We start from the raw sequence: 24,587 nt of genomic DNA, 5'->3' as shown, positions 1-24,587 counted from the left end.
GGTCAGGGCTTTTTGCAACCTAAATAAAGGAAATTAACAATGAGTGTATCAATACCAACTCCCATTTTTATGCCTGCGCAAATTGCTAATAACGAACACGCTATTGTTTTAGATTCCACATTAGCGTTAGCACGTAATGAGCAAAAGCAAGCCTGCGCTGATAAATACGCATCCCGTATTCGCAAGTTATCTAGCCTTATCATTCAAAACAAAATGGATTACTCCGACGTTGCTGAACTGTTGGAAAGTGAAGCGTCAGAGTTAGAACGTCAAGCGCAAGAACTGGTTTGATATGACTATCGCGGTGGAGAATAACAGCGACGTATTTATCTCAATGCGTCGCCAAAAAGAAGAATTTCAGCCAGGGTTATCGCCAAAAGCGTCCTTGGCTGAACGCATTATGTATGATGCAAATCCGCTTGATATTGAATATCGCAATAGCATCATGGGTAATATGCCTGATAGTTTGGCTATCTATTTTGCTACCCGATATTCAAAAATATTTAAGACTGCTAAAAAAGATAATAGACGTCTTGCTAATACATTTTTACGTAAAGTGGCTAAGAATGTATTACCAAGATACAACCTCGTTTTATCTCAATATCAATTTAATGGCGTAACATCAGGTTATGATTTCTTCCCTGAAAATTATGTCGAACAACTTTCTAACTTACATTCCCTAGACCGTGGAACCATCAAAGAGCTGGCGAACGGTATTGCTCGTTATCTCACTTCTACATTTACCGAATTTTGCCAACGTGCAAATTATAGCGAGACTTCTGAAAGTGCTAAATCTGGCTACAAAAAAATAAGTCAGATTACTTTACAGATTGGTACCATCCCGCCGTATTGGAAACAATTTATTAAGGGGAGACGTAAGCCAACCGAAAACCAGTTGCTTTCTGGTTTATTACGTATGATGTCTGATAAGTGGTGGTATGGACGTTTAAAGCGTATGCGTGATTTACGCGCTGAGCATCTTGCTATTGCTGTCGGACAGGTACAAAAAAGTGCGTCACCTTATATTTCAAGAAAAGCCCTACATGAATGGATAGAGCAAAAAAAACGTAACTGGGATTACATAAAAAGTTTCGATTTAACCAATGAGCATGGTGATCGTGTTTCTCTTGAAGAAATGGTATTAGCCAGTGTTTCTAATCCTGCTGTTCGCCGTTGTGAATTGATGGTGCGTATGCGTGGGTTTGAAAATATGGCTAACGAAATGGGTTATGTCGGTGAGTTTTACACGCTCACTGCTCCATCAAAATATCACAATGCATACAGTAAGGGCGGTTTCATTGAACAATGGAATGGCGCATCCCCTCGTGATGTTCAGAAATACCTTTGCAAAGTCTGGTCAAAAGTTCGCGCTGAATATGCCCGCGAAGGAATTCGTCCATTCGGTTTCCGTGTTGTAGAACCCCATCATGATTCAACTCCTCACTGGCATTTATTGTTATTTGTTCATCCTGACCACGTTGAAAAGCTGAGAGAGATCTTTGCGGAATATGCACGTGAAGAGGATGCCTTTGAGTTAAAAACCAAAGAGGCAAAAGAAGCCCGTTTTTATGTTGAGCCTATTGATAAAGAAAAGGGTTCCGCTACGGGTTATATCGCTAAATATATTTCTAAAAATATTGATGGTTACGCAATGGATGACGAGATAGACGATGAAACGGGGCAGAAATGCAAAGACATGGCCAAAGCGGTTTCAGCATGGGCGAGCTTACACCGCATTCGTCAGTTTCAGCAAATTGGCGGTGCTCCTGTGTCGGTTTGGCGTGAGTTGCGTCGCTTGCCAGGTGATGAGCAAATTCTAGCAACGGAAGATATGGATAACGTGCGTTTTGCGTCAGATGTGGGCGATTGGTATGCCTACACCGAGTTACAAGGTGGTGCAACAGTAAAACGCCAAGATTTAACCGTGAGACTTTCTTATGAAGTCACGGAAATGGGGAATGAATACGGCGAAGACGTTAAAAAAATCAAAGGGGTTTACTCACCGCTTGCGTGTGAGGACTCTTTTTATCTTACTCGCACCGCTAAGTGGGAACTGGTTGCCAAAGAATCTACCTCAGTTAAAGGGAGTGGTTTGGTTTTTGATGGCGCGATTAGCGCCCCTTGGAGTTCTGTCAATAACTGTACGGGGGAAACCCGAACGATTAACGATGAAGAAAAGGTGGTAACGGAAATTTTAGATAATTTCAGGTCAATCGGGCATGAAATTACCCTAGAGGATGCCCAAAAAATGAGAAATGGGTCGGGAATAGTCATTGATGATAAGGCATTTAGAAGTTTTAAAGACGGTTCTTTGATAAGAACGGGCACAACACAACGGAAATACCGTCAATTCCATGAACGAAAAGACCGTATTTTTAATAAAGTAAATAAGTTGAGAGGAATGAATGTATAAGTACTTGGTTTTATTTTATTTATTGATATCAATAGTTCTTTTTATACGCAGAACGATGAAGTCTAAAAAAAGCTATCATGATAAATACAGCCTAAGTGAAGCGATAGATTACTCAATGCTATGGCCATTTTATATTTTGATTGCATCCTATTTTTTTCTTGCAGAGAAATATCGCAAATTTATTGGTATGAGCGAGGAGAGATAATCTATGAGTGTGCAAAAAATAAAACTGACGTTAGATTTATTGGCTCGCCTGTATTTTAAGCAAGTCAGTGTTTTGTCCGAAAGGGCAAGTTTCTCTCATGCGGAGTATTTTTCTTTAGAATCAATTTTGAACGCATTATTAACAGGGAAAAATAAATTCTTCATTGGCGATGAATGCGAGGTTAATCATATTTTAGATTGTTTTTGCGATCATCTTGGTATTGAAAATACAAGTGTTAGGCGATTTGTCTTGGAAGGTGCAAAATTTTATTTTGTTAGTCATGAGGATTTTAAAAAGCCATTATTTGGCGGTCTGGCGGGTGATGTTTATTATGCAATACCTCAACAACCAAGTGATATCGAAGAATATTTAATTGATTCATTATCATGCCATACCCGATATTACGTGACGAAATATCAAGGTTCACATAATAAGTAATTATATCTCACATTATTATCACTTAGGGGTTCACAAAAATCACAAAGCTATTATACTGTTTATTCATACAGTATTCTTTAAGGGTATGATAATGACAGATAATATAAAAAGCATGGAAGCATTTGAAAGAATTGCACTTATCGCAAAAGTAGGAAGTTTTGATTCTTTCACATCGCAGGAAAAAGATATTGTTTTATCATTAATATTTGAGTTAGCTGACAATGCCAGAGTGGACTTATTGGAAAAAAATAAGCCACAAAATGTGGCTCAATAATTTAAGCAATGGGCGCTTTGAGTAAATCAAGCGCCATTTGTTTATTATCCGGTAGCAGTTTATCAATCATTTTATTCACGTCTTTGGCGCTAGGACTTAGTGTGTGGCTAAAAGTGACGTTTAAAACGAAAGTCATTCCGCATTCTAAGTCTGTGCATTGACAATAAAGGTCAGCAAATTGGCGATGTTTTCTATTTGTTGTTCTTATGATTGCCTTTTCACCGCACGCGGGGCAGAGGACTTTCATCACTTTCATATTACGAACTCCAAAATAATCGAACTTACGTAATTTTACCTTTTTTTGCCTCATTCTGCACCCAAACTGTTGTTATCTTTCTTAAAGTTGATATGCAAATGTGACGGTATATCCGGGTCACTATTGACGGCATTCTCAAACATGCGTTGCACGGGAATAACCTCATCTTGTCGATAGGCTTCACGGGCTTTGATGGGGTCACCTAAACCGCCAACGTTGCCAGGAATAATTCCCGCTAAACCTGCGGGGAAGCGGTGCGCGGTTAAAATATCTTGAGCACTGATATTTTTGACATTATTAAATTCATCTTTAGCCGAAATATCCCCAATAGGCATAAATTTAATCCCTTCGGGATCGCCTTTGGGAATATGCACAAACATCGTAGAAAAATTACCGATGCCTTTGCTATTTTCTAGATTTTTAATGATTTGGGCTTCCACTTCATCAGTGAGAGACGGGTCATTACAATAAAAAACACCGCCCGTATGAGCCCCGTTGTGGTAATACCTACGACGAAAAATAGTGGCTTCACTATTTAAGAGTGCCGCATGTATACCACCGATATAATCGGGAATACCGTAAACTTGCTGTTGAGGGTCATATTGTTTGATAAAAATGATATCTTCAGGTGGATACACTAACGGTTCACCTTCTATCAAAATGACAAAATCACCGTCTTTTCGACAACGAAGATAAAGTGACGGTAAAACAAAAAGTTGAATGACATTCCCCCAATAATCTCGCACTTTTAGAATGGCCGTATCACCAAAAATAAGGTAACTCATTACGGACGCTTTTAGTTGTTCATGGCTAAGACCACCGCCTAAAAAATCGGATAAAATCATATTTTGACGCGCATAAATTACTCCGCCATGTTGAGCATTTAAATTAACTAATTGAGCAAGCGCGGTTCTATCAATCGGGAGTGAATAATGATCATGTTCATTGTCATACCAGATATTTTGATAGTCTGTATGCGTTGTTAATATCGGCTCGGGTTTACCCAGTGTAATAATGCTCATATTTTTTTTAGGAGTATTGGAGGCCGAAATAGAGAGGTTCTTCCGTGATTTTTTCTTAGCCATTATGATGCCTTTTGAAATATCCATTTTGATTTACGTTGATTATCAGTATTCAACGGTTCATTGATTGCGCCATGAGCAATTGCCCAAAAACTATCGGCATGACCAGTTTCCATACTGCGGTCAGCCACAAAGGTCATGGCACCGCCCTTGCTGGTTGTGTCTCGACGAATAGCCAAAAAACTGGCGGTGATTTCTTTTTGCTCTCTATCCCATTCGATACGTTCTTCATCGACTAAATCCACCATTTTTAAAACGAGTTGGGTTTTCATGCTAAGGCTGTAACGAATTTCCATCGTTTCGCGTGGCGCAAAATCTTGCACCATCTCATAGACGCCATGACCTATACCTGTCGTATCAATACCGATATGTGTGAAGCGATAACGCCCATAAAGTTCTTGGATTTTTTTAGCTTGATGTTTCCACGCCATACCTTGCCAGTAATAAATAGCCAGAACACGAAACCGCTCACCAGATACAGAAGGCGGTGCTAAAATAGCAAATGCGGAGGTATCTCCTGAACGGGCAGGGTCATAACCGCCCCAGACTTCACGATTACCAAATGGGCGTGGTTCATCAGGAAAGTGATCTTCCCATAGCCCTACATCAACCCAACATTTTTCTAAATCGTTATATTTAAAGACGGATGCGCCACTATCGACAAAGACACACATATACAACATATTGAACGTATCTTTGTTATAACGATTGCGAAGTTTTTCAATGGATGCCAGGTTAAAACCGCCCTTAATCGCATCTTCCAGCGTAATGACGTAACGCCATTGACCATCAGGACAATCGCGTCCACCGTCCTGCATTTCTTTAAATGTAGGGAATTTGATATTTTTACGGGCTTTTTCTGTACCGCGCCATTCGTCACCCGTCCAAAACGGATATGCGGGATGGGTTTTTGAGCTAGGCGTAGAAAAATAGGTTGTGCGCCATTTATCATGGGTTGCCATTGCAGAGGCAACTTCATTTAAATGTTTAAAGTTCGGTACCCAAAAATATTCGTCACAATAAAGATGACCTGAATAGCTTTGCGCGGTGTTTTTATTGGTGGATAAAAAGCGAAGTTCTGCGCCATTGCTTAAACGAATCGGGTTGCCTGTTAATGTGACCCCGAAAAATTGCTCTGCAATATTGACAATATAGGAGCGAAAAACCTCGGCTTGCGGTTTTGATGCGGATAAAAAGATTTGTGGGTCGCCCGTGAGTACCGCATTTTCCAGCGCTTCAAACGCAAAATACCAAGTCGCCCCAATTTGGCGTGACTTTAAAATATTACGAATGGATTTTTTAATGTTATTGCGTAAATGTTTTTGATAGCCAAAAAGCATTTTGTCAGCGAATTGCTGAAATTGTTCTTCTGTTAATTCAGAAATATCATTTTTACGATAGCGTTTTTTCTTCCTTGGTTCACCATCGTCAGACTCATTATCATTTGAGTAACCAGATTGATTATTTTGTGCTTTTGCCTGCGCCAGCTTCTCTGCGTGTTTATTTTGTTGCGCCATCAATTTGATATGATGGTTAATTAAACGGTCTAACTCCTCTTGTTCAAAAACAGTTTTATTGTTTCGCTCACTGAGCAAAATAATGCGTCGATTAATCGCATCTAAAACCGATTCATGACTGAGTAAATCCTGCCAATTCCCTTTTTCAGCCCAATAGTAAACGATTCGCCTATTCGGCAAATTAAGTTCGGTTGCAATTTCTGCAGGAGTATAGCGTCGCAAGTACAGCGATTTCGCTACTCCTATTAATTCATCTGAATATCGTGAGTTCGCCATAATGTAAAACATTATGCCGAGTCACAGCCTATCTGGCGTTGCCATAAATTTGGTTATGCGCCATATCCAAATTTAACCATTCGCCCACCTGATGGAATTTCGCAATACTATTGACTCAAACGGAAGTGATGAAAATACCCACGGATGGGGGATGCTATGTAATGTCACAATTAATGACAAATTGGCTTTGTATCGCAACAGCGGGAGATACGGTTGATGGTCGAATTATTGAGGACAGTTGGATTTTAGATTCTGCTGAACTTTATGATCGCAAACTCTATACCGCTTGTATTTGGCCAGAGCATGAGCGCTGGTTCGGTTCGATGGGCGAAGTGTTAGAGCTAAAAGCTGAACGTGACGAAGAAGGAACGTTAAAACTTTATGCTCGGCTACGTCCTAATCAGCATTTATTACAAGCGAATCGTGACGGCCAATTGCTTTTTACCTCCGCAGAGTTTACCCCAACGGGTAATTTTCGCGGAACAGGGAAAACTTATCTTGAAGGGCTTGGCGTGACTTGTTCGCCAGCCAGCGTTGGTACTGACCGATTGCAGTTTAATAAAAAAGGTAAGAAGTTTCGCTATGGTGCATTAAAACCGTTGGTTTTTGATGAAGTTAAACAGTTTAAGGAAGAAAAAATGGCTAAAGGAAAAGGCTGGCGTAGTTTTTTCAATATTGATGAACCAAGTGTTGATGATACACCAGAAGAAACAGGTGCCTCTGATGCAATGCAAGCACTTGCGGAAGCATTATCTGCGCTTGAAATTCGTGTCACAGCAATTGAAACACAACTGACTTCAACAACAGAAAAAGTGGATGATGTTGAAGAGGATGTGGAAGTCATCAAAGATGCTGTTGATACACCTGAATTTAAACAATTGAAAGATAACTTATCTTCCATTTTAGGTAAATTCAGTAAGTTGGATGATGTGGCAACACGCATCCCTGGTAAAAATCCACGCGGTAGTAAAGAAAAACGCTTTGCTAACCTAGTGTAAGGGGATTGTTATGTCATTAAATAATCAACGTGCTAGTGAGTATTGGAATGCGTATAGAGCCGCATTTTCTGCATCATGCGGTGTGCCTAATGTTAGTAAATATTTTTATTTAACTGAACCTAAAGAAACACAATTACGTGACGCATTATTAGAAACATCTGAATTTCTAAGAATGATTACTGTTGCTGATGTTGACCAATTAACAGGGCAAGTTATTTCCGTAGGTAATCCTGGTCTCTTTACGGGACGTTCTAAAGATGGTCGCTTTGGTCGTAAAGTTGGTGTTGATGGTAATGACTATAAATTAGTCGAAACAGATTCGGGTGCGATTTTACCGTGGGATTTATTGTCAGTTTGGGCAAATTCAGGCGGTGAAGCAGAATTTATTAATCGCATGCAAGCCTTTGTTCAAGAATCTTTTGCATTAGATATGCTTCGTATTGGTTGGAATGGTCAATCTGTTGCAGAAAATACTGACCCAGTTAAAAATCCAAATGGTGAAGATGTTAACAAAGGCTGGCATCAAATCGCTAAAGAGTGGAATAAGGGTTCTCAAGTTCTGACTGATGCAATTACATTAGATGATAGCGGTGATTACCGTTCATTAGATGCCATGGCGTCAGATTTAATTAACACCTGTATTCCGCCACAATTTAGAAATGATCCACGTTTAGTGGTCATGGTTGGTGCTGATTTAGTTTCTGCAGAACAATACCGCTTATATCAAGGTGCTGATAAGCCAACAGAAAAGATTGCTGCACAAATGCTCGGTTCTACGATTGCTGGCCGTCCTGCTATGGTTCCACCATTTATGCCTGGTAAACGTATGGTAGTCACCATCCCAACAAATCTTCATATCTATACGCAACGTAATACCCGTCAGCGTAAAGCGGAGTTTGTTGAAGACCGTAAACAGTATGAAAACAAATATCTGCGTAATGAAGGTTATGCCATTGAGCAACCAGAGCTTTATGCAGCTATCGACGAATCTGCTGTGACTATCGGTAAAGTCACCGAGCCGACTGAAAAAGTAGAAGGTTAAGCGTCATGCTATCACCCGCTCAAAGACACAAGCAAAAAATTGAAATGCAACAAAAACTTGAACAGCGACAGGCAGTTGCCATTGCTGACGGTGAAAGTATGCATCTTCAAGCGCGTGCCATTGAGCGGGATGTCAAACGACTGCGAGCACTCAATCAAACATATGAACGTGTGGCCATGAAACGAGATGAATTATTGCCCATGTATCTACCGACGGCACAACGCTATTTAGATGAAGGTGAAGTGTATCAAAACCCGATTTTTGTGTATTGCGTCATTTGGCTATTTGATGTGGGGGAGTTCGATAAAGGACTGGACTGGGCGGATATCGCCATCGCGCAAGGACAGCGCACCCCCGACAATTTTAAAAGCGGTTTCCCTGCTTTTGTGGCTGATACCATCCTTGCATGGGCACAGTTAGAAGTGGAAGCAGGAAACCCCATTGAGCCCTATTTTTCAAGGACATTTAAGAATGTCACAGAAATTTGGCGAGTTCACGAAAAAATACAAGCGAAGTGGTTTAAATTCCACGCGTTAGAGTTATTAAAAGGCGATGTGGGTGATGCAAGAGCCAGCGCAATTGATTGTGTTGATACGTTGAATCAAGCCGATGCCTATCTTGCTAGAGCACATCAATTAAACCCAAAAAGTGGGGTTAAAACGCATCGTTTGCGCATTGCCTCACGATTACGGGCATTAGAGCAAGCGTAAAGACTACCGCAAGCCAAAACGGGCAGGGTGGAGACAAAACAATTTGATTGTTTATTGGTCGTGGAAACCTGTTCGCCCGTTTTTTTATTTAGAGGTCAGCATGTTAAATGGCGATGGCATTGCCTATAAAAATGAAGAACTGACAAATGATGAATTTTGGCCTGATTTAAATTTAGGTGATTTTCAAAAAAGTCGCGCTATTCCCGCCAATATCGATGCCGATTTTATTGCTGATGCATTATTAACCACGGTCACGGAAATTAATTGTGAATTAAAAGATGTGAAAAGTTATTGGCTATCAAAAGGTGTTAATCAGGCAAAAGACGCCCCAGGCGCAAAAATAAAAGGCGTTAATGCCCTTTGTGCGCAGTATAAAAAAGCGGTGTATGCCAGGGCAAAAGCGGATTTATTGGGTGAATATTTGTCGATTGTCAGTCGAACGCCCAACCCACAGCAAGAAAGCGACGAATTACGGTCACGGTTATTAGCGGAATCAACTTTTGTTATTCGCAATATGAAACAGTTGCCTCGCATTACGGTGAAAATGATATGACCCGACTACAAAAATTGACTGCGTTCTTACGTGCAAATTTGCCTGAATCCTTATTTGCGACAGAATTTAGTAGCGAAGTGGATGAACTTGTTTTTAAACGTGCTCACAGAGATTTGGGTAAAGATGAGTCGAATAAAGAACAATATCAAATTTTAACGCAAGAATATGATGCGGTAATTGCTTGGGGACGTTGGCCATATCGTGAAATAGATACACGTTATATCCCTATTTTGATTGAGGCCTGGTATCAAGAGTTAAAAACAGATTTAACTGAACCCGATTTTGATGATGAACCACCGACGATTGATGTTGATGTGGACGAGGATATCGCAATGGTTGTTGTCACCCTTAAATTAAGCGACGCCATTGTGTTAAAAGAAGATGAAAACGGCATTGTGCCATTTGACGATAAACGTTGGTCATTAGCTAACCCAGAAGTGTTATTTGCTGAAAATATTGATGTGATCCCCCGTGGTGTGAAATGAGCATTCAAGGGCAATTAAACGCAGAACAACTAAAGGCATTAAGAGCCAAATTAAAAGACTTGGAATTGCCCCAGAAAAAGCGCCAGCGATTACTTTGGCGAATTGCAAAATATGGCGTAATCGTTGCGTCAAAGCGCAATATCAGAAAACAGAGTAATCCCGATGGGGAAGCATGGCAGAGCAGGCACGGTAATTACAAAAAAAAGATGCTCCGCAATATGCCGACAATGATGCATATCCGCGAAATGCCTGAAAAAGAGATGGTGCGAATTTATCTTAGCGGTGGCAATTATCGCAATGGCAATAAACCCATTGACGCGGGTGTTGTGGGGTATAGCCAACAAAATGGCATGACAGCAAAAATTAGCCGTAAAAACGCACAAGACAGCAATATCTCACAAGGGGCGCAAGATAAAAAAGCGACGCCCAAACAGGCTAAAAAATTACGCGCACTTGGTTATAAAGTGAAAAAAGGGAAACGTTGGAAAAAGCCTGCTTTAAAAGAAATTACGGAAAATATGTTTTTTTTCCAGGCAGGTGCATTAATTCGCAAATTAAGCGGTAAATCCCCACAAAGTTCGTGGGAAGTAGATATTCCATCACGGGTATTTCTCGGTATCAGTGATGAGGATTTTATTAAGTCACTGGAACGACAATTACAAGGCATCGGGTACGGTGTATAGAAAGGGAATTTCATTATGTGGCCAACTGTTCAGGTTAATCAACATAACCAACTTCAAGGCGAAATAAAGGAAATTGAGCGCATTTTGCTGTTTATTGGTAAAGGAAAAACCAATGTCGGTAAAACTATTGCGGTCAATACGCAAACCGATTTCGATGATGTGTTAGGAACGCCAGATAGCTCGTTAAAAAGTAACGTGTTATCGGCGATGCGTAACGCAGGTCAAAACTGGTCAGGTTATGTGCATGTATTAGCAGAGGATGCGGAAGAATTGGCATTTGTTGACGCGGTGATAGATGCACAAGCAGTTGCCAGTTGCGAAGGGTATGTATTAATTGGTGATGCAACAAAAACCGTTATTCAATCGGCTAAATCCCTACGCTCTGATTTAATCGCAAAACACGGGCGCTGGTTATTTGCCATTTTAGGTGTCGGTGCAACGCAAGACGATGAAGCATGGTCGGGCTATGTTGAACGCTTGTCTGCTTTATCAAAAGGGGAAGCGGAACCCGCCATTCAATTAGTGCCAATGCTATGGGGAAATGAGGCTGGTGCTCTGGCTGGGCGATTATGTAACCGTGCGGTGACGATTGCAGATAGCCCTGCACGCGTTAAAACGGGCGCATTAACCGATTTAGGTAGTGCGTATCTTCCATTAGACGGCACGGGGAAAAGCCTTGATTTGGCGACACTGCAAGCGTTGGAAAAACAGCGTTTTAGTGTGCCGATGTGGTACCCCGATTATGACGGCATTTATTGGTCTGACGGTCGCACATTAGACGTTGAAGTGGGTGATTATCAGTCAATCGAAAACTTGCGTATTGTTGATAAAGTCGCGCGCACGGTGCGTATTCGTGCGATTGCCAAAATTGCCGACCGCAGTTTAAACAGTACCCCGTCCAGCATTGAAGCTCATCAAGCCTACTTTGCCAAAGTGCTACGTGAAATGTCACGCAGTACGCAAATTAATGGGGTGAGTTTCCCAGGCGAAGTAAAACCACCGAAAGAAGGCGATGTGGTTATTACATGGAAAAACAAAAATAACGTTGAAGTGTATATCACGGTGAGAACTTATGAATGCCCGAAAGGGATCACCATTGGCATTCTGTTAGACACATCCTTGGAGAATGAATAATGAGTGGAAAACGGATTTCGGGGCAGTCGATTGATTTTAATATGGATGGCGATTTAGTCCATGCTGACAAAGTGGGTTTAACTGTTACAGATAACACTGCCGTAGCTCAAACGAAAGGGGTGCCTGATGGGTTTATTAATGGCGATGTTTCTGCTGAAGGCGAAATCGAATTAGCGACAAAATATTTATCCATTTTCACTGCCAAAGCACGTCAAGCAGGTTCATGGCGTGCAATTCCAACAGTTGACCTTATGTGGTACGCGAAAGCAGGTACGGAAGAATTTAAGGTTGAGGCGTTTGGTTGCAAATTAAATTTCACTGATATTTTGGATGCAGAATCAAAAGGCGGTGCTGTTCTGATGCATAAAATTAAATATATTGTCACTTCCCCCGATTTTGTGCGTATTAACGGCATTCCTTATTTAGAGTCTGAATTGACAGATAAATTGTAATTGAAAGGATTTTTGTTCATGGAAGAACATAACAAAACACTGATTTCTTTGATTATCTTGGGCGCTTTAATTGCGATTGGCAAAATGATGTCAGGCAGTGAACCCATTACGTTACGCCTCTTTATTGGTCGTGTCATTTTGGGTTCGGCAGTGTCATTAATGGCAGGGGGATTGTTGATTTGGATCCCTGGTCTTTCGCCACTGGCGATTACGGGGCTAGGTTCAGCGTTAGGTATTGCAGGCTTTCAGTTAGTGGAATTATGGCTGAAAAAACGAGGCAGTGACTTACTGACAGGGAAGTTGAAAAAATGACACTCGGCGAAAAACAACGCAAGTTTACGCGCATGATTGCAGACTTGATCCTCTTTGCTTATGACAACGGTTATGAACTGACATTTTCAGAAGCGTATCGCACAGAAGAACAAGCAAAGTTAAACGCTAAATCAGGCACTGGTATTAAAAACAGCTTACACACTCAGCGATTGGCCGTGGATTTTAACCTGTTTAAAGAGGGTGTTTATCTCACCAAGACAACTGACCATCAGCCACTTGGCGAATATTGGGAATCCATTGGCGGTACGTGGGGCGGTCGTTTCAATGACGGTAATCACTACTCGTTAGAGCACAACGGCGTGAAATAATGAAACAAGCAACGGCGATCATCTTTGCGTTTATTTTAGCTTTTGGAGCTGGCTGGTTGGTTAAAGGTTGGCATCAAGACAGTCTTGAACTGGTCGCATTAAAAACAGCTAATGAAGTTAATAACGCCAGTTTAAAGGCTCAACACGATTTAGCGAGTCAATCAGCAAGGACGTTAGAAAATAAATTGGAGGAACTCGCCAATGCGCAACCGCCTGAAATACGCACCGAAATTATTAAGCCTGTGTTCACTCACGTTTGTGTTAGTGATGATTTTATCAGGATGTACAACGACGCCATTGAGCGCACCGAACGTGCCTTATCAGGAAAATCTACTGACAAAATGCACGACAACCTTACCGAAACTAAACGGTAATACAGGGGCAGATTTAGCCACTGCATTATTAAAATACCATGAGATTTACGGAAAATGTGCCGTTCGGCACAACCAATTAACGGACGAAATTCGTCAAAGGATGGAAAAATGAGTACCAAGAAAAATACAATTACCTTAGTCGTGATGGGTAAAGAACTGGTTTTTGAGCCGAATATGACGGCGTATAACGGCTGGTTAAATGAAATTTCAGCAACGGATAAAGTCGCGCCCACTGTCACTTATTTACGCCGAATTATTACCCCTGAAAGCAAAGAAGCCTTAACAGAGGTTTTGAATATCCCAGGTTCGGCGATGCAATTACTGGAAAAGGTGAATTCAGAATACGCACCTAAATTGGATATTGAACTAAAAAACTAACGGCGCGAGTCGAAGCGATTGAACGCAGTGCCCTCGGACAATATATGGCGTTACGACGGCACTATCTCCCTCATGAACAGGATGATATCGACAGCTTCGCATGCGCAATTTGGCTAGATAACCACTTCACAGAAAATCACCGCATTGCGGTCGCAAATGGCATTGCATTAGCTTTCAAGGGTGAATGATGAGTACATTAGATTTTACACTCAGCATGATTGATAAAGTCACTCAGCCCTTGAAGGCAGTGCAAGCAGGCGTGACTCAATTCGCTGAAACCTCACAAGAAGCATTTAAAAATATCGCGGTCGGTGGGGCTGGCTTGGCTGGCTCTGTCTTTGCGTTGAAAAACGTTTTAGACCCCGCGTTAGCTATTCAAGACGCACTCGACATGGCAAAAGTCACGGGTGTAGACGATGGCGCGATGAAAAAAATTACCAATGATGCGCTGACCTTTAGCGCACAATACGGTAAATCCGCCGTGCAATTCGTTGAATCTTCTCTTTCTATCAGAAAGGCCATTAGTGGTATTTCTGATAATGAACTCCCGCAACTAACCAAAATCAGCAACATTACGGCATCAGCACTAAAAACCACTGCCGAAGAATCCAATGCCTATATGGGGAAAATGTTTTCCCAATTTCAAGGCTATGCTGATAGCGTGGGCAAAGTGACGTTCGCGGAAGCGCTGGCAGGCAAGGCCGTTATTATGTCGCAAACGTTCGGCACTTCTATGGCTGAAATCACTGATTTGATGGAAGGGGCTCGCTCTGCGGGTACACAATTTGGGGTTGGTATTGATGAACAGTTAGCGGTATTAGGGGAACTACAACGCTCATTAGGCACGGAATCCAGTGGCGCATATGAGTCGTTTCTGTCAGGAGCAACGGACGGGGCGAAAAAACTCGGTCTATCGTTTGTTAATGCGTCAGGGCAAATGCTGACGATGCCCGAAATGCTGGAGAAACTGCAAGGCAAATACGGCAAATCGATTGCGGGCAATTTAAAGGCACAAAAAGAAATAGAGGACGCTTTTGGCGATTCCGCTATTGTCGTTAAATCGCTGTTTAATAACGTCGATGTGTTGCGAAAAAATATCACGGCATTAGGCGGTGACGACGGGATGAAACGTGCCACAGAAATGGCGAGTATGTTAGCCAATCCGTGGGAACGGTTATTGTCGATTTGGGAGTCTATCCGCATTGCGGTCGGCATGACATTATTGCCTGTGATTGTGCCCTTGATTAATAAAATTGCCGATATGGGGCAAATGCTCGTGCGTTGGTTAACATTATTTCCAAATATTGCCCGCGCGATTGGTTATGTGGTGACGGGGTTTATTGCCTTCACTGCAATGGGTGCCATGGCGAATATCGTGTTGGGTATCGGTCGATTGCTGTGGGTGGGTATTCTGCCTTTGTGGAAAACGGGGGGCGTGTTGCTCTCACTGATGAAAGGCAAATACGATTTAGTGACGAAAGCCACAGGCTTTTTTAGCAGTTCTCTCGCTAAACTGACGGGATTTTTAAATACCACAAAAATTGCCTCTTTTGCCACAGCATTAGGATTTACCTCTATCACATGGCCAGTTTTATTGTTAATCGGCTTGTTTGCCCTGATTGCGATCGCAGTTGTGAAATTTTGGCAACCTATCAAGGCGTTTTTTAAAGGTTTTGTGCAAGGTTTTTTAGAGGCCTTTGACTCTATGTCGCCCGTTGGTTCCATGTTTGAGGACATCGGTAAAGCGTTGGGTGTCGTGTGGGAAGCGGTCAAAACGGTTTTTAATTGGTTTACGGATTTACTTACCCCTATTGAGTTTTCAGAAAAGACACTGAATAAAACCACGATTGCGGGGCAGGCGTTTGGTAAGAGTGTGGCGAAAGCCATTGCGTTACTGACATTCCCATTAAGAATGACCATTAAAGCGGTAATGATGGTTGCCACTGCATTTACGAATAGCGCGAAATGGATAGTGAAGGAATGGGATGGCGTAAAAACCAATATTATTAAGGGCTGGGATGCTACCGTTCAATTTTTAGAACGCATCAATCCCGTTAGCGTATTTGCCAGTTTTTGGGCATCCATTACCCGCATAACAAATTTGATGTATGCAGGCATTGCCAAAGGTTGGGATGCCGTGTGCCAATGGTTTTTCTCATTGTCACCTGTGCAAGCCTTTATTGCGATTTATAACACGGTATCACAACTGTTTGCCGATTTATGGAATGGGGTCGCAGGCGGTTGGGATGCCTTGTGCGGTTGGTTTGAAAACTTCTCTATCAGTGACACATTTAATGGTATTTCAGATTCCATTAAGAGCGTATTTGATGGGCTTTGGAATTGGTTAAGTGACAGTTTTAACAGCGTGTTTAATGCGGTGGCCAGCAAATTAAATTATCTCCCTGGCGTGAGCATTGATTTAAAAGAAACTGAAACCGCCGTCGTCAATTCGGCGTTGTCCAGTGTGCCGGTTCAACCTGATTTTAATGCCATTAATCAAAATCAACCTAACCGCCGTTTTGATTATCAGCCGTCATTATTAACGGGTGGGGATTTAAAAGGCATTAATAAAGGCGGTTTAAATAAAGAAATTAATAACAATCAAACCAATGTTGATAATCGCAGACAATACGGAAATATCACGATCAACAATGGCAATGTGATGTCACCCGCGGATTTGGAAGAGTGGAGCGCGCTTAATTAAGGATAGAAGCCATGGAACAGGCGAAATACATTGATTTATTGATAACCGAGCGTGACTTTACGCTCAATGCAGGCTTTGAGCCTAAATTGTGTAATAACCGTGAAAGTATCACACAAGACATTGCACATGCGATTATTGAAAGTGGTTTAGCGACACAATTAGTCGCCGAACGTAGCCCTACTTTGCGCGCCGATATTCGGATGCAGATTGTGTTACTGGTTGAAGATGATGTGCGACTGATTCCAGGCACGATTATCGTTGATGAAGAAAACGTAAAAAAATTATGGGTGACCGCAGATACCTATGATTTTGGCCGTATTAGTGTCGGGGTAAATTATGGCGAATAAACAACGTCCACAAATTGACTATGAGTTGGCATTAAAAGACAACGGCATGCCCATTACTGCCGATGACATTAATCAGCAATTTAATGACATAGTGAAAGAAGAAGGCTTAATTACCAACACTTCTTCTATGTCACCGTTTTGGCGTTTGATTAATACCCTTGTCACAACCCCCGTTCAATGGCTCAAAGACGCCTTGATTAATTTGGTGTTCACCAATATGTATCTGGCTACCGCATCGGGGGCGTGGCTAGAAATGTTCGCATGGGGTGTGAACCTACAACGTAAGCCTGCGACGAAAGCCAAAGGACAAGTACGCTTTTATCGTGTAGCAGGGCAAAACAGTGTCACAGTGCCAGCGGGCACCGTCGTGCAGACAGAGCGCATTAACGGGCAGATTTACAGTGTCGTGACGACGGAAACGGTCACGATTGAAAAAGAGTCTGCCTTGATTGCGGTTGATGCCAGTGATGCAGGTGGCGCCTTTAATCTCGCGCCAGGCTATTTCCGTATTTTACCCGTTGCCGTGCCAGGTATTGAGCGGGCACAAAATGAAGAAAACTGGTTATTAGTGCCGGGTGCAGATAAAGAGAGCGATGATGATTTACGTGATCGTTGCCGTAACCAATATAATTTAGTGGGGAACTATCATACTGACGCGGTATATCAAGGGATGATTGCCAGCGTGGTGGGTTTGAGCATTGACCGTATTTTCTTTTTACATGATGCGCCTCGAGGCGCGGGTACCGCCAATGCCTATTTACTGTTAGACAGTGGCGTGATTAGCCAGCCGTTTATCGACAAAGTCAATGATTACGTCAATACACAAGGGCATCACGGACACGGTGATGATATGCAATGTATGACCATGCCTGAAACACAACACGCCATTACATTGACGGTGTATGTGGAAAATATCACCAACTTAACCGCTAATGAGCAGAGCAAACTCAAACAAGATATTGAAAATCTGGTGCGCTGTGCGTTTCGTGAAAACACCAGTTATGACGTGAAAAAAACATGGCCATACTCGCGTTTTTCTTTCTCTAACTTAGGTCGTGAAATTCACCGCCATTTTACCCTGGTCGATTCCCTGCAATTTAATCAAACAGACATTATCAGTGAATTGAGTGTGCCCCGTTTAAAATCGCTGACCGTGGAGTTACAAGATGCCTGATTTCAAGGAACGATTAAAAGGCTTAAATTTGCCGTCATGGATGAACAAAGGTGAGCCCGCAAAGCTGTTAAATGCGGTGCGCAAATTTTGGTCGGGTGTTTATGACTGGATGTTATGGCCACTTAAACAATTGGACGCAGAAACCTGCTCAGAAGAATTGTTATCGGTGCTTGCGTATCAACGCGATATTCACCGTTTTAAAGGCGAGCCATTAGATTTATTTCGCAAGCGCGTAAAGTTTGCGTTTATTAATGCGCGCGATGCGGGTTCGGTCAGTGGCTTTATTGCTATTTTTGAGCGCCTCGGTGTGGGCTATGTCGAGCTGTTAGAGCGCCAGCCTGATATTGATTGGGATGTCATTATTTTACGGGTTAGTGACGGGCAAATCGCAGGTAATCCCGATTTATTAATGGGCATTATTCGCCAGTATGGGCGCACCTGTCGCCGTTATCGTTTTGAAGTGATCACCAATAATCAATTAGTGATGCGTTTTGGTTGGGCTGATTGTGAATATCAGACCTTTAGCGCGTCATTGTTACAAGGAGAGTAACAAATGTCACAATCTATTATTACAACGGCATTTGAGCGCTGGAAAGCCCAAGAGTCGATTGATGGAAACTTGATTGTATTAGACGAATTTGTCTTTGCACATATCCCGAATTTAGAGCTTGAAAAACCGATTGACCGCAATGAAGGGTTGCCCGATGCAAAATACATTGTGCATCGTCAAATGGTAAATAAAACGGGCGTCGTCAATCAAAATGCGGTGGCCTATTCGGTTACTGTTGGTGCTGAAATTGGAGATTTTGATTTTAATTGGATTGGTTTATTAAATAAAAAATCTGGCACGGTAGCGATGATTGTGCACGCACCTACCCAACGCAAAATTAAAACCCAAGCAGGGCAACAGGGTAACGTATTAACCCGTTCTTTCTTGTTGGAGTATTTAGGTGCCAGCAAAGAAACCGCTATCAATACCCCAGCAGAAATGTGGCAGATTGATTTTACCGCTAGGCTTTCTGGCATAGATGAAATGCAACGCCTGGTTAATACCGACAATTACGGTGAAGCCTCTTTTTTTGGCGATGCGTTTTTAGTGGGTAAAACAGGGAATCAATATTTTGTCACAAAAGGTATTGGTTACATTGGTGGATTACGAGCGGAATTAACCTCAAACCAGAATATCACCGTGCCAGCGGAAAGTACCAAGGTTTATGCTGATGTCAGTTACCAAGGAAACATTACCAGTCGTTGGCAAACTCAGATTCAACTGACCGTTAAGCCTGATTTAAAAAACTATATCGATAACGCGGGTTTTCCGCATTTTGTGTTTGCGATTGCGTCGATTTCAGCAGATGGGCAAATTACCGATTTACGCCCTAAAGGGACACTGGATTTTCAACAATTAGATGATGCGTTAAAAGCGCACGAAAAATCCCGTAATCATCCCGATGCAACATTGACGGCAAAAGGATTTACCCAACTAACGGATAAAACGGGCACTAGCCAGGCATTAGCTCCGACACAAAAATTAGTGACTGATTTACATAATAACGCTATGGCTTCAGCCAAGTCGGCGAATGACAATGCTAATACCCGATTACCGTCAACGGGAACGGCCGTTGCCTCGCAAAAGCTAGCGACACCGCGCAAAATTTCGGGGGTGCCGTTTGATGGTACGCAAGATATTACGTTAACGGCGGGAAATGTGGGGGCAGCTACGCCCGCGCAAGTCAATGAAGCCAAAACCATGGCCACCAATGCGCAAAATACGGCAAATAGAGCGGAGACTAAAGCCGATAATGCCCAAGGAACGGCAAATAGTGCTGTCACTAAAGCCGACAATGCCCAAAAAACCGCCAATGATGGCGTGAGTAAAGCCAATACCGCACAAACCACCGCCAATAATGCCAATAATAATGCCAATGGTCGTGTGCCTAATACTCGTAAAGTGAATGGTAAGCAGTTAAATGCAGATATCACATTAACGGCGGGCGATGTGGGCGCATCCACGCCCGCACAAGTCAATGAAGCCAAAACCATGGCGACTAATGCACAAAATACGGCAAATAGTGCCGTAACTAAGGCTGACAATGCCCAAAGAACCGCCAATGATGGCGTGAGTAAAGCCAATACCGCACAAACCACCGCCAATAATGCCAATAACAATGCCAATGGTCGTGTGCCTAATACTCGTAAAGTGAATGGTAAGCAGTTAAATGCAGATATCACATTAAACGCGGGAGATGTGGGGGCTGGCGCTAGAAACTCAGCTAAGAAGGACAAGTCTGGATGGTGGAAGTGCGGTGATACTGGTGTGATTTTTCAGTGGGGATATAGCTTACCTGGTGTAATCATATTTCCAGTGGCATTTTCATCAACCAATTATAGTGTAAATGTGCAAGTAACTAGAATAAATGCTTCTGGTAATTCTGATGGTGCAATTATTAATCAATCAGCAATAAAAAAAGAGTCATTTAATTTCTCTATAAAAACACCAAGTGGCTCGACAGTTAAAACAGAATGTTACTGGATAGCAATTGGGTATTAACTATGAAATGGCAACGTAAGCAGTTTTCACTATCAGGCGATTTAACAGGCGTTACTTGTTCGTTATTGCCCGTTCATCCCTTTATTTATGGTGTCGGACAGAATACCGCCACAGGCAGTTATTTAAGCCCCACCAATGCGATTAATTATATTGCGAATAAAATTCAGGGAGCGGGTGAGGTTGATATTATGGTGACAATGATTTGTGCCCGTACTCATGACGAGTTTATCAATGCAATTCAAGCCTATTCGGGCGTATTGCCTTTGCCTGTGTTTAGCCAAGTTGAACGTATGGCCAAAACAGCCGAAAGCCTGAATATCACCAAAATGCAGATACCCGCTAAAACGTTAGCGGGTATTCCTGAACCTCAAACGTTATCAACCAATAATAGCCGTGCGGTAATCAATGCGGGATTAATTGAAAAAGCAAAAAGTGAAGCCTCAAGCGGGGCAAGTGTGGCGAGGTTACTTTCTAGCGTAAAAGGATTTGCGGAAAGTCGAAAAAATATCTTGCAAGGCATGGCTGATTCATTGGCGGGCTTACTGGGAAAATCAACCACGGTTTGGGTGTTCCAGGGAAAAGGTAACGGCGCAGAATTAGCGGACAAAATGAAAAAAGAAATCCCTGAACAAGATGCGGTTTATACCTTGGCCACATTGTTTGCGGGCGATATTGATGCAATCAAAGGAATGATGCATGACACAGACACCACTCAACGAAAATAACACACCGAAAGTCAGCCAAATCATTACATTGGCGCTGGACGGTGAAGCGATTTTATTAAAAAACCTCACGGTTACACCCTCCATGATGTATCAAGATAAAGACCAGTCGGGGCAGTCATCAAGTACCGTCAATAGTGAGCAGGGCATTAAGCCCAAAGAACTCCGCATCACGGGCACGATCCCTTTTACCGAAGAAAAAACGCTAACCCGTTTATTTGCCTTGGCCGAAGCTAAAGAAAACGGATTATTAAAACGTTACCGTGTGGCCAACCGTATGGCCAGCGCGATTAATTTTCGCCTGGGCACATTCACTAATGGCATCGATGCTTCAAAAATGGACGGCAAGCAAGCTTGGCAAATTACTTTTACTCTGCGTGAGCATTTATCGGTACCCGAAAAACGTGAGAGTCGTTCGGCAGGGCAAGTTAAGGCTAAAACACAAAACATGAGTGATAAGCCGAAAGCCAACGGAGAAGGAGCGCCAGAACAAGAGCAGGAATTGAGTCGGTTTGAAAAAGAGGTGTTAAAACCAATTAACGACGGACTCGGTGGGATATTTAAATGAAATCAATTAATCGACTTTATTTATCGGGTGATGAAACACACCTCGTTGACGTTAAAATGGTGCTGGAATTATCTCAATGTGGCCGAGGGTTTATTACTGCTAAAACAGACACAGACTACACGGGTAAATTGGTGCGCCTTGATATTGGCTACACGGATTTACTATTACGGTATTTCACGGGCTATGTGGAGCGTTCGCAACCGTCACAAAATGGTTTTCAAAAATTGTTCGTGCGCGAATTGGTTGGCGTATTCGACAGAATGTGGCCATGCTCTTTTCAGCATCCCACCTTAAAACAGATCACCGATTATCTAAAAGAGCACAGCGGATTACATTTTGTGTTACCGAGTGCCGAATATGTGAATACCCCAATTCCACACTACACCCATAACGGTACGGGTTATCAATTATTAAATAGCCTGGGCAAAGTCTTCAATATTCCCGATTACGTATGGTATCAAACACCAGACGGTGACGTGTTCGTAGGAAGCTGGAATGATTCATTTTGGAAAGATAAAGAGATTGAAATAGACAATCAGTTTTCTTCTGAACAACGTGCCGGTAATCAAATGACTATCCCGATGGTGCAAAGTTTGCGCCCTGGTGTGAAAGTTAACGATAAACGCTTAGAGCGTGTGGCACTGGATAACGACAATATGACGCTAACATGGATTAGCCCCGATGCGATTACAGGACGAGCCGAAAACCGCACCATAGCCCAGCAACAAATTGATAATGCTTACCCCGAACTTTCTGCAGGGTTGCACTTGCCGAAATTTGCCCGTGTTGAAGCACCCACCGAAAACACCACCGCGGGGGATATTTCAGACCCCTTTAGACCGAAATACGCCGTTGACGTGCAAATGGTTGATGCTGACGGCAATGATGTGGCACCCGTTTATCACGCAGTGCCGTTACCGTTGCCCATGGCAGGCAATGAGTCGGGGATGTTTCAATATCCACCTGTGGGTTCAATGGTTGAAATTGCGTTTGAAAATGGCCGTGCAGATAAACCTTTTATTCGCCAAGTGTTAAGTCATGGCAATACCTTGCCCGACATTAAGCCAGGCGAACAACTGCAACAGCAACGCCAAGAGGTATCACAACGGGTTACGCAGGACGGCACATGGCATCGTCAAACTGACCAGAAAATTATTGAAGAGTCGATGCATCGTGAGGTGAAAACTGATACGGAAAATCGCACCGTTATCGCCAGAGAAACCACCGTACAAGCCACCGATAAAACGACAGTCATTGGCACAAGTACGTTAATGGCAGGTGCTATTATGCAAATTGCAGAAGGTGATTTTAGCCAAGCAACGCAAGCCAATAGAGTTATTGCTGTGGGGCAAAATATGACGATTGATGTTGGTCAGAAACTGGAGGAAAAAATCGGGGCAGTGCGTTCAAGTATTGCAGGCGCGATGCAAAAAATCATGGCACCCGTTGTTTATTTGGGTAATGAACAATTGAATGTGATGCAGTGCATGTTAGATACGCTAGACGTCGTCAATGAGCTGGCCACACTCACGGCAAGCCATACTCATAACAACACGGGCAGTCCATTAAATGCCTCTGCCATTAGCAACACAGGCACTAAATCAACAGGACTTAAGAAGAAGTATTCACCTGTCATTGGGTGATAAAATTGTTACCATCCTTGCCCGCGCTTGCGGGCTTTTTTATACCCTCAATATAACCACTTCTACGCCACGCTACGGCGTTCAATTCTCATAATACATCTGCATTAACTCAAAATAGATCGCGTTGATAGCGTGCGACACAGGGCGCATAATCTCCACGAAATAAAATCATTCACCACGTAAAACGCACTACTCCGCACCCGCCTGCACAATTTGGATCTAAAAATTATTTCAGTTTGAATTTTTTACAAAACATATTGCGAGGGGGCGCAGTGATTGGGTTCTTTGCATTGGCGTCAAACTGAAATGATTGTAAAAGATTTCAAGTGATTTCAGTTTGAGTGATAGAAAAAGGATCTCGATAAAAAATTAATGCATTGATAGTAAAAGAGATTTCATACTTTACGTGGGGTTGATGATCCACATTTTACGTGAGAGCATTTTAGAGAATATTTATTTTTCAGTGAGTTATATATTTTTGAAACTGAAATGATTAAGAAAATTTATTTTTGAGATGCTTGGTTAACATAGAGTGAATGTGAATGGATTATCTGGCTTTATTATTTTTAATAGTTTTTTATTCTGTATGTTTTTTATTAATTATTAAATTTATTATGACTAATTATTTTTAAATAAAATCGATAAATTTCGGCTTTCGGAAGGGAGAGATAAAAAAACTCGTGCGACACTTTTGCGACACTCAGCTATAAAAACAAAAAAGCCACTTATTGTTAAGTGGCATAAATGTCTGATTTATCAGCTTAAAATTGGTGGGTTGTGGGAGGCTCGAACTCCCGACCAATTGATTAAGAGTCAACTGCTCTACCGACTGAGCTAACAACCCGATGTGCTGATTATTCTCCTCTCAAATGCGATGGTCAAGTGCTTATTTTGATTTTTTTTCAAATGGATAAAATATCGCCATATAAATTAAAGAAAGGATCTTGTCTGGTTATCAAAGCATCAT

28 protein-coding genes and 1 tRNA gene are annotated in these 24,587 nt (G+C 42.2%); 25 read left to right on the top strand and 4 right to left on the bottom strand.

The genetic code is table 11. From position 1 onward, the window contains the following. Positions 1-39 precede the first annotated feature (39 nt). The 4 genes from SB028_RS11765 to SB028_RS11750 all read left to right on the top strand — a co-directional run bounded on the left by SB028_RS11765 (position 40) and on the right by SB028_RS11750 (position 3,330). Complete coding sequence (locus SB028_RS11765; protein WP_311748393.1) at positions 40-291, top strand: DUF2732 family protein; 252 nt, start codon at positions 40-42, stop codon at positions 289-291. Between the two features lies 1 nt (position 292). Beyond that, complete coding sequence (locus SB028_RS11760) at positions 293-2,413, top strand: replication endonuclease (RefSeq protein ID WP_318859404.1); 2,121 nt, start codon at positions 293-295, stop codon at positions 2,411-2,413. Between the two features lie 208 nt (positions 2,414-2,621). Beyond that, the gene (locus tag SB028_RS11755; RefSeq protein ID WP_198631917.1) at positions 2,622-3,056 is read left to right on the top strand and encodes a hypothetical protein; all 435 of its coding nucleotides are present in this window, start codon (positions 2,622-2,624) and stop codon (positions 3,054-3,056) included. Positions 3,057-3,147: 91 nt separating this feature from the next. Further along, the gene (locus SB028_RS11750) at positions 3,148-3,330 is read left to right on the top strand and encodes a hypothetical protein (RefSeq protein ID WP_060554736.1); all 183 of its coding nucleotides are present in this window, start codon (positions 3,148-3,150) and stop codon (positions 3,328-3,330) included. A 1-nt stretch (position 3,331) separates the two neighbouring features. Here SB028_RS11750 and SB028_RS11745 read toward each other — a convergent pair whose 3' ends face one another. From SB028_RS11745 to SB028_RS11735, 3 genes are read right to left on the bottom strand one after another with little or no spacing between them, the layout of a single operon-like run. Next, a complete protein-coding gene (locus SB028_RS11745) occupies positions 3,332-3,640 on the bottom strand; it encodes an ogr/Delta-like zinc finger family protein (RefSeq protein ID WP_036935239.1) in 309 nt (102 codons plus the stop codon). After that, positions 3,637-4,671 (bottom strand): phage portal protein, encoded by a 1,035-nt coding sequence (locus tag SB028_RS11740; RefSeq protein ID WP_286038939.1) that lies wholly within the window; start codon positions 4,669-4,671, stop codon positions 3,637-3,639. Before SB028_RS11740 ends, SB028_RS11745 begins: the two co-directional genes overlap by 4 nt. After that, positions 4,671-6,461 (bottom strand): terminase large subunit domain-containing protein, encoded by a 1,791-nt coding sequence (locus SB028_RS11735; RefSeq protein WP_161752063.1) that lies wholly within the window; start codon positions 6,459-6,461, stop codon positions 4,671-4,673. The genes SB028_RS11740 and SB028_RS11735 overlap by 1 nt, the downstream gene beginning before the upstream one ends. Positions 6,462-6,622: 161 nt before the next feature. Between SB028_RS11735 and SB028_RS11730 the strand changes: the two genes are divergently transcribed. From SB028_RS11730 to SB028_RS11630, 21 genes are all read left to right on the top strand, one after another. Then, a complete protein-coding gene (locus SB028_RS11730) occupies positions 6,623-7,459 on the top strand; it encodes a GPO family capsid scaffolding protein (protein ID WP_219409960.1) in 837 nt (278 codons plus the stop codon). Positions 7,460-7,469: 10 nt separating this feature from the next. Further along, positions 7,470-8,501, top strand: coding sequence for a phage major capsid protein, P2 family (locus SB028_RS11725; protein WP_196544566.1), 1,032 nt, complete (start codon positions 7,470-7,472; stop codon positions 8,499-8,501). Between the two features lie 5 nt (positions 8,502-8,506). After that, entirely contained in the window at positions 8,507-9,211 is a 705-nt protein-coding gene (gpM, locus tag SB028_RS11720; protein WP_318859402.1) for a phage terminase small subunit, read from the top strand. 100 nt (positions 9,212-9,311) lie between these two features. Then, on the top strand, positions 9,312-9,764 hold the full coding sequence (locus SB028_RS11715) for a head completion/stabilization protein (RefSeq protein ID WP_318859401.1): 453 nt from the start codon (positions 9,312-9,314) through the stop codon (positions 9,762-9,764). Further along, a complete protein-coding gene (locus SB028_RS11710) occupies positions 9,761-10,249 on the top strand; it encodes a phage tail protein (RefSeq protein ID WP_318859400.1) in 489 nt (162 codons plus the stop codon). The genes SB028_RS11715 and SB028_RS11710 overlap by 4 nt, the downstream gene beginning before the upstream one ends. Next, positions 10,246-10,932 (top strand): hypothetical protein, encoded by a 687-nt coding sequence (locus SB028_RS11705; RefSeq protein ID WP_318859399.1) that lies wholly within the window; start codon positions 10,246-10,248, stop codon positions 10,930-10,932. The genes SB028_RS11710 and SB028_RS11705 overlap by 4 nt, the downstream gene beginning before the upstream one ends. Before the next feature lie 12 nt (positions 10,933-10,944). Further along, a complete protein-coding gene (locus SB028_RS11700; RefSeq protein WP_318860143.1) occupies positions 10,945-12,066 on the top strand; it encodes a DUF2586 domain-containing protein in 1,122 nt (373 codons plus the stop codon). Further along, positions 12,066-12,518 (top strand): phage protein, encoded by a 453-nt coding sequence (locus SB028_RS11695; protein WP_318859398.1) that lies wholly within the window; start codon positions 12,066-12,068, stop codon positions 12,516-12,518. The genes SB028_RS11700 and SB028_RS11695 overlap by 1 nt, the downstream gene beginning before the upstream one ends. A gap of 18 nt (positions 12,519-12,536) precedes the next feature. Next, on the top strand, positions 12,537-12,830 hold the full coding sequence (locus SB028_RS11690; protein ID WP_036935263.1) for a phage holin family protein: 294 nt from the start codon (positions 12,537-12,539) through the stop codon (positions 12,828-12,830). Next, positions 12,827-13,159: a M15 family metallopeptidase gene (locus tag SB028_RS11685; protein ID WP_159364093.1), complete on the top strand. Its 333-nt coding sequence runs from the start codon at positions 12,827-12,829 to the stop codon at positions 13,157-13,159. The genes SB028_RS11690 and SB028_RS11685 overlap by 4 nt, the downstream gene beginning before the upstream one ends. Further along, on the top strand, positions 13,159-13,533 hold the full coding sequence (locus tag SB028_RS11680; RefSeq protein ID WP_249717673.1) for a hypothetical protein: 375 nt from the start codon (positions 13,159-13,161) through the stop codon (positions 13,531-13,533). The genes SB028_RS11685 and SB028_RS11680 overlap by 1 nt, the downstream gene beginning before the upstream one ends. 108 nt (positions 13,534-13,641) lie before the next feature. Further along, positions 13,642-13,911, top strand: a complete 270-nt coding sequence (locus SB028_RS11675) for a putative phage tail assembly chaperone (RefSeq protein ID WP_109373044.1) — start codon at positions 13,642-13,644, stop codon at positions 13,909-13,911. Positions 13,912-13,955: 44 nt separating this feature from the next. Next, the gene (locus SB028_RS11670; protein ID WP_162837603.1) at positions 13,956-14,099 is read left to right on the top strand and encodes a DUF6890 family protein; all 144 of its coding nucleotides are present in this window, start codon (positions 13,956-13,958) and stop codon (positions 14,097-14,099) included. Next, positions 14,099-16,615, top strand: coding sequence for a phage tail tape measure protein (locus SB028_RS11665; RefSeq protein ID WP_318859394.1), 2,517 nt, complete (start codon positions 14,099-14,101; stop codon positions 16,613-16,615). Before SB028_RS11670 ends, SB028_RS11665 begins: the two co-directional genes overlap by 1 nt. Before the next feature lie 11 nt (positions 16,616-16,626). Then, positions 16,627-16,962, top strand: a complete 336-nt coding sequence (locus SB028_RS11660) for a DUF2590 family protein (protein WP_036935273.1) — start codon at positions 16,627-16,629, stop codon at positions 16,960-16,962. Next, complete coding sequence (locus tag SB028_RS11655; protein ID WP_318859393.1) at positions 16,952-18,136, top strand: baseplate J/gp47 family protein; 1,185 nt, start codon at positions 16,952-16,954, stop codon at positions 18,134-18,136. The genes SB028_RS11660 and SB028_RS11655 overlap by 11 nt, the downstream gene beginning before the upstream one ends. Next, positions 18,129-18,686, top strand: coding sequence for a phage tail protein (locus SB028_RS11650; protein ID WP_060554721.1), 558 nt, complete (start codon positions 18,129-18,131; stop codon positions 18,684-18,686). The genes SB028_RS11655 and SB028_RS11650 overlap by 8 nt, the downstream gene beginning before the upstream one ends. A gap of 3 nt (positions 18,687-18,689) precedes the next feature. After that, entirely contained in the window at positions 18,690-20,687 is a 1,998-nt protein-coding gene (locus SB028_RS11645) for a phage tail protein (protein ID WP_318859392.1), read from the top strand. A 2-nt stretch (positions 20,688-20,689) separates the two neighbouring features. Then, on the top strand, positions 20,690-21,412 hold the full coding sequence (locus SB028_RS11640; RefSeq protein WP_318859390.1) for a hypothetical protein: 723 nt from the start codon (positions 20,690-20,692) through the stop codon (positions 21,410-21,412). Then, positions 21,384-21,977, top strand: coding sequence for a hypothetical protein (locus SB028_RS11635; RefSeq protein WP_196734776.1), 594 nt, complete (start codon positions 21,384-21,386; stop codon positions 21,975-21,977). The genes SB028_RS11640 and SB028_RS11635 overlap by 29 nt, the downstream gene beginning before the upstream one ends. Continuing rightward, on the top strand, positions 21,974-23,620 hold the full coding sequence (locus SB028_RS11630; RefSeq protein WP_318859388.1) for a hypothetical protein: 1,647 nt from the start codon (positions 21,974-21,976) through the stop codon (positions 23,618-23,620). The genes SB028_RS11635 and SB028_RS11630 overlap by 4 nt, the downstream gene beginning before the upstream one ends. A 768-nt stretch (positions 23,621-24,388) precedes the next feature. On the opposite strand, the gene SB028_RS11625 is transcribed toward SB028_RS11630, so the two are convergent. Further along, a tRNA-Lys gene (locus tag SB028_RS11625) sits at positions 24,389-24,464 on the bottom strand. Between the last annotated feature and the right edge of the window lie 123 nt (positions 24,465-24,587).

The sequence above is a fragment of the Proteus vulgaris genome, assembly GCF_033708015.1.
In the GTDB taxonomy this organism is placed as follows: domain Bacteria; phylum Pseudomonadota; class Gammaproteobacteria; order Enterobacterales; family Enterobacteriaceae; genus Proteus.
This window is presented reverse-complemented; position numbering and strand designations above follow the sequence as displayed.

Bases quoted from the DNA above. Each gene is read 5' to 3' on its own strand.
- SB028_RS11750 (WP_060554736.1), top strand. From the start codon at position 3,148: ATGACAGATAATATAAAAAGCATGGAAGCATTTGAAAGAATTGCACTT.
- SB028_RS11725 (WP_196544566.1), top strand. From the start codon at position 7,470: ATGTCATTAAATAATCAACGTGCTAGTGAGTATTGGAATGCGTATAGA.
- SB028_RS11635 (WP_196734776.1), top strand. From the start codon at position 21,384: ATGACACAGACACCACTCAACGAAAATAACACACCGAAAGTCAGCCAA.
- SB028_RS11710 (WP_318859400.1), top strand. From the start codon at position 9,761: ATGACCCGACTACAAAAATTGACTGCGTTCTTACGTGCAAATTTGCCT.
- SB028_RS11705 (WP_318859399.1), top strand. From the start codon at position 10,246: ATGAGCATTCAAGGGCAATTAAACGCAGAACAACTAAAGGCATTAAGA.
- SB028_RS11740 (WP_286038939.1), bottom strand. From the start codon at position 4,671: ATGGCTAAGAAAAAATCACGGAAGAACCTCTCTATTTCGGCCTCCAAT.
- SB028_RS11730 (WP_219409960.1), top strand. From the start codon at position 6,623: ATGTCACAATTAATGACAAATTGGCTTTGTATCGCAACAGCGGGAGAT.
- SB028_RS11735 (WP_161752063.1), bottom strand. From the start codon at position 6,461: ATGGCGAACTCACGATATTCAGATGAATTAATAGGAGTAGCGAAATCG.
- SB028_RS11695 (WP_318859398.1), top strand. From the start codon at position 12,066: ATGAGTGGAAAACGGATTTCGGGGCAGTCGATTGATTTTAATATGGAT.
- SB028_RS11645 (WP_318859392.1), top strand. From the start codon at position 18,690: ATGTCACAATCTATTATTACAACGGCATTTGAGCGCTGGAAAGCCCAA.
- SB028_RS11685 (WP_159364093.1), top strand. From the start codon at position 12,827: ATGACACTCGGCGAAAAACAACGCAAGTTTACGCGCATGATTGCAGAC.
- SB028_RS11690 (WP_036935263.1), top strand. From the start codon at position 12,537: ATGGAAGAACATAACAAAACACTGATTTCTTTGATTATCTTGGGCGCT.
- SB028_RS11640 (WP_318859390.1), top strand. From the start codon at position 20,690: ATGAAATGGCAACGTAAGCAGTTTTCACTATCAGGCGATTTAACAGGC.
- SB028_RS11755 (WP_198631917.1), top strand. From the start codon at position 2,622: ATGAGTGTGCAAAAAATAAAACTGACGTTAGATTTATTGGCTCGCCTG.
- gpM (WP_318859402.1), top strand. From the start codon at position 8,507: ATGCTATCACCCGCTCAAAGACACAAGCAAAAAATTGAAATGCAACAA.
- SB028_RS11675 (WP_109373044.1), top strand. From the start codon at position 13,642: ATGAGTACCAAGAAAAATACAATTACCTTAGTCGTGATGGGTAAAGAA.
- SB028_RS11650 (WP_060554721.1), top strand. From the start codon at position 18,129: ATGCCTGATTTCAAGGAACGATTAAAAGGCTTAAATTTGCCGTCATGG.
- SB028_RS11660 (WP_036935273.1), top strand. From the start codon at position 16,627: ATGGAACAGGCGAAATACATTGATTTATTGATAACCGAGCGTGACTTT.
- SB028_RS11655 (WP_318859393.1), top strand. From the start codon at position 16,952: ATGGCGAATAAACAACGTCCACAAATTGACTATGAGTTGGCATTAAAA.
- SB028_RS11670 (WP_162837603.1), top strand. From the start codon at position 13,956: ATGGCGTTACGACGGCACTATCTCCCTCATGAACAGGATGATATCGAC.
- SB028_RS11745 (WP_036935239.1), bottom strand. From the start codon at position 3,640: ATGAGGCAAAAAAAGGTAAAATTACGTAAGTTCGATTATTTTGGAGTT.
- SB028_RS11765 (WP_311748393.1), top strand. From the start codon at position 40: ATGAGTGTATCAATACCAACTCCCATTTTTATGCCTGCGCAAATTGCT.
- SB028_RS11630 (WP_318859388.1), top strand. From the start codon at position 21,974: ATGAAATCAATTAATCGACTTTATTTATCGGGTGATGAAACACACCTC.
- SB028_RS11665 (WP_318859394.1), top strand. From the start codon at position 14,099: ATGAGTACATTAGATTTTACACTCAGCATGATTGATAAAGTCACTCAG.
- SB028_RS11760 (WP_318859404.1), top strand. From the start codon at position 293: ATGACTATCGCGGTGGAGAATAACAGCGACGTATTTATCTCAATGCGT.
- SB028_RS11680 (WP_249717673.1), top strand. From the start codon at position 13,159: ATGAAACAAGCAACGGCGATCATCTTTGCGTTTATTTTAGCTTTTGGA.
- SB028_RS11715 (WP_318859401.1), top strand. From the start codon at position 9,312: ATGTTAAATGGCGATGGCATTGCCTATAAAAATGAAGAACTGACAAAT.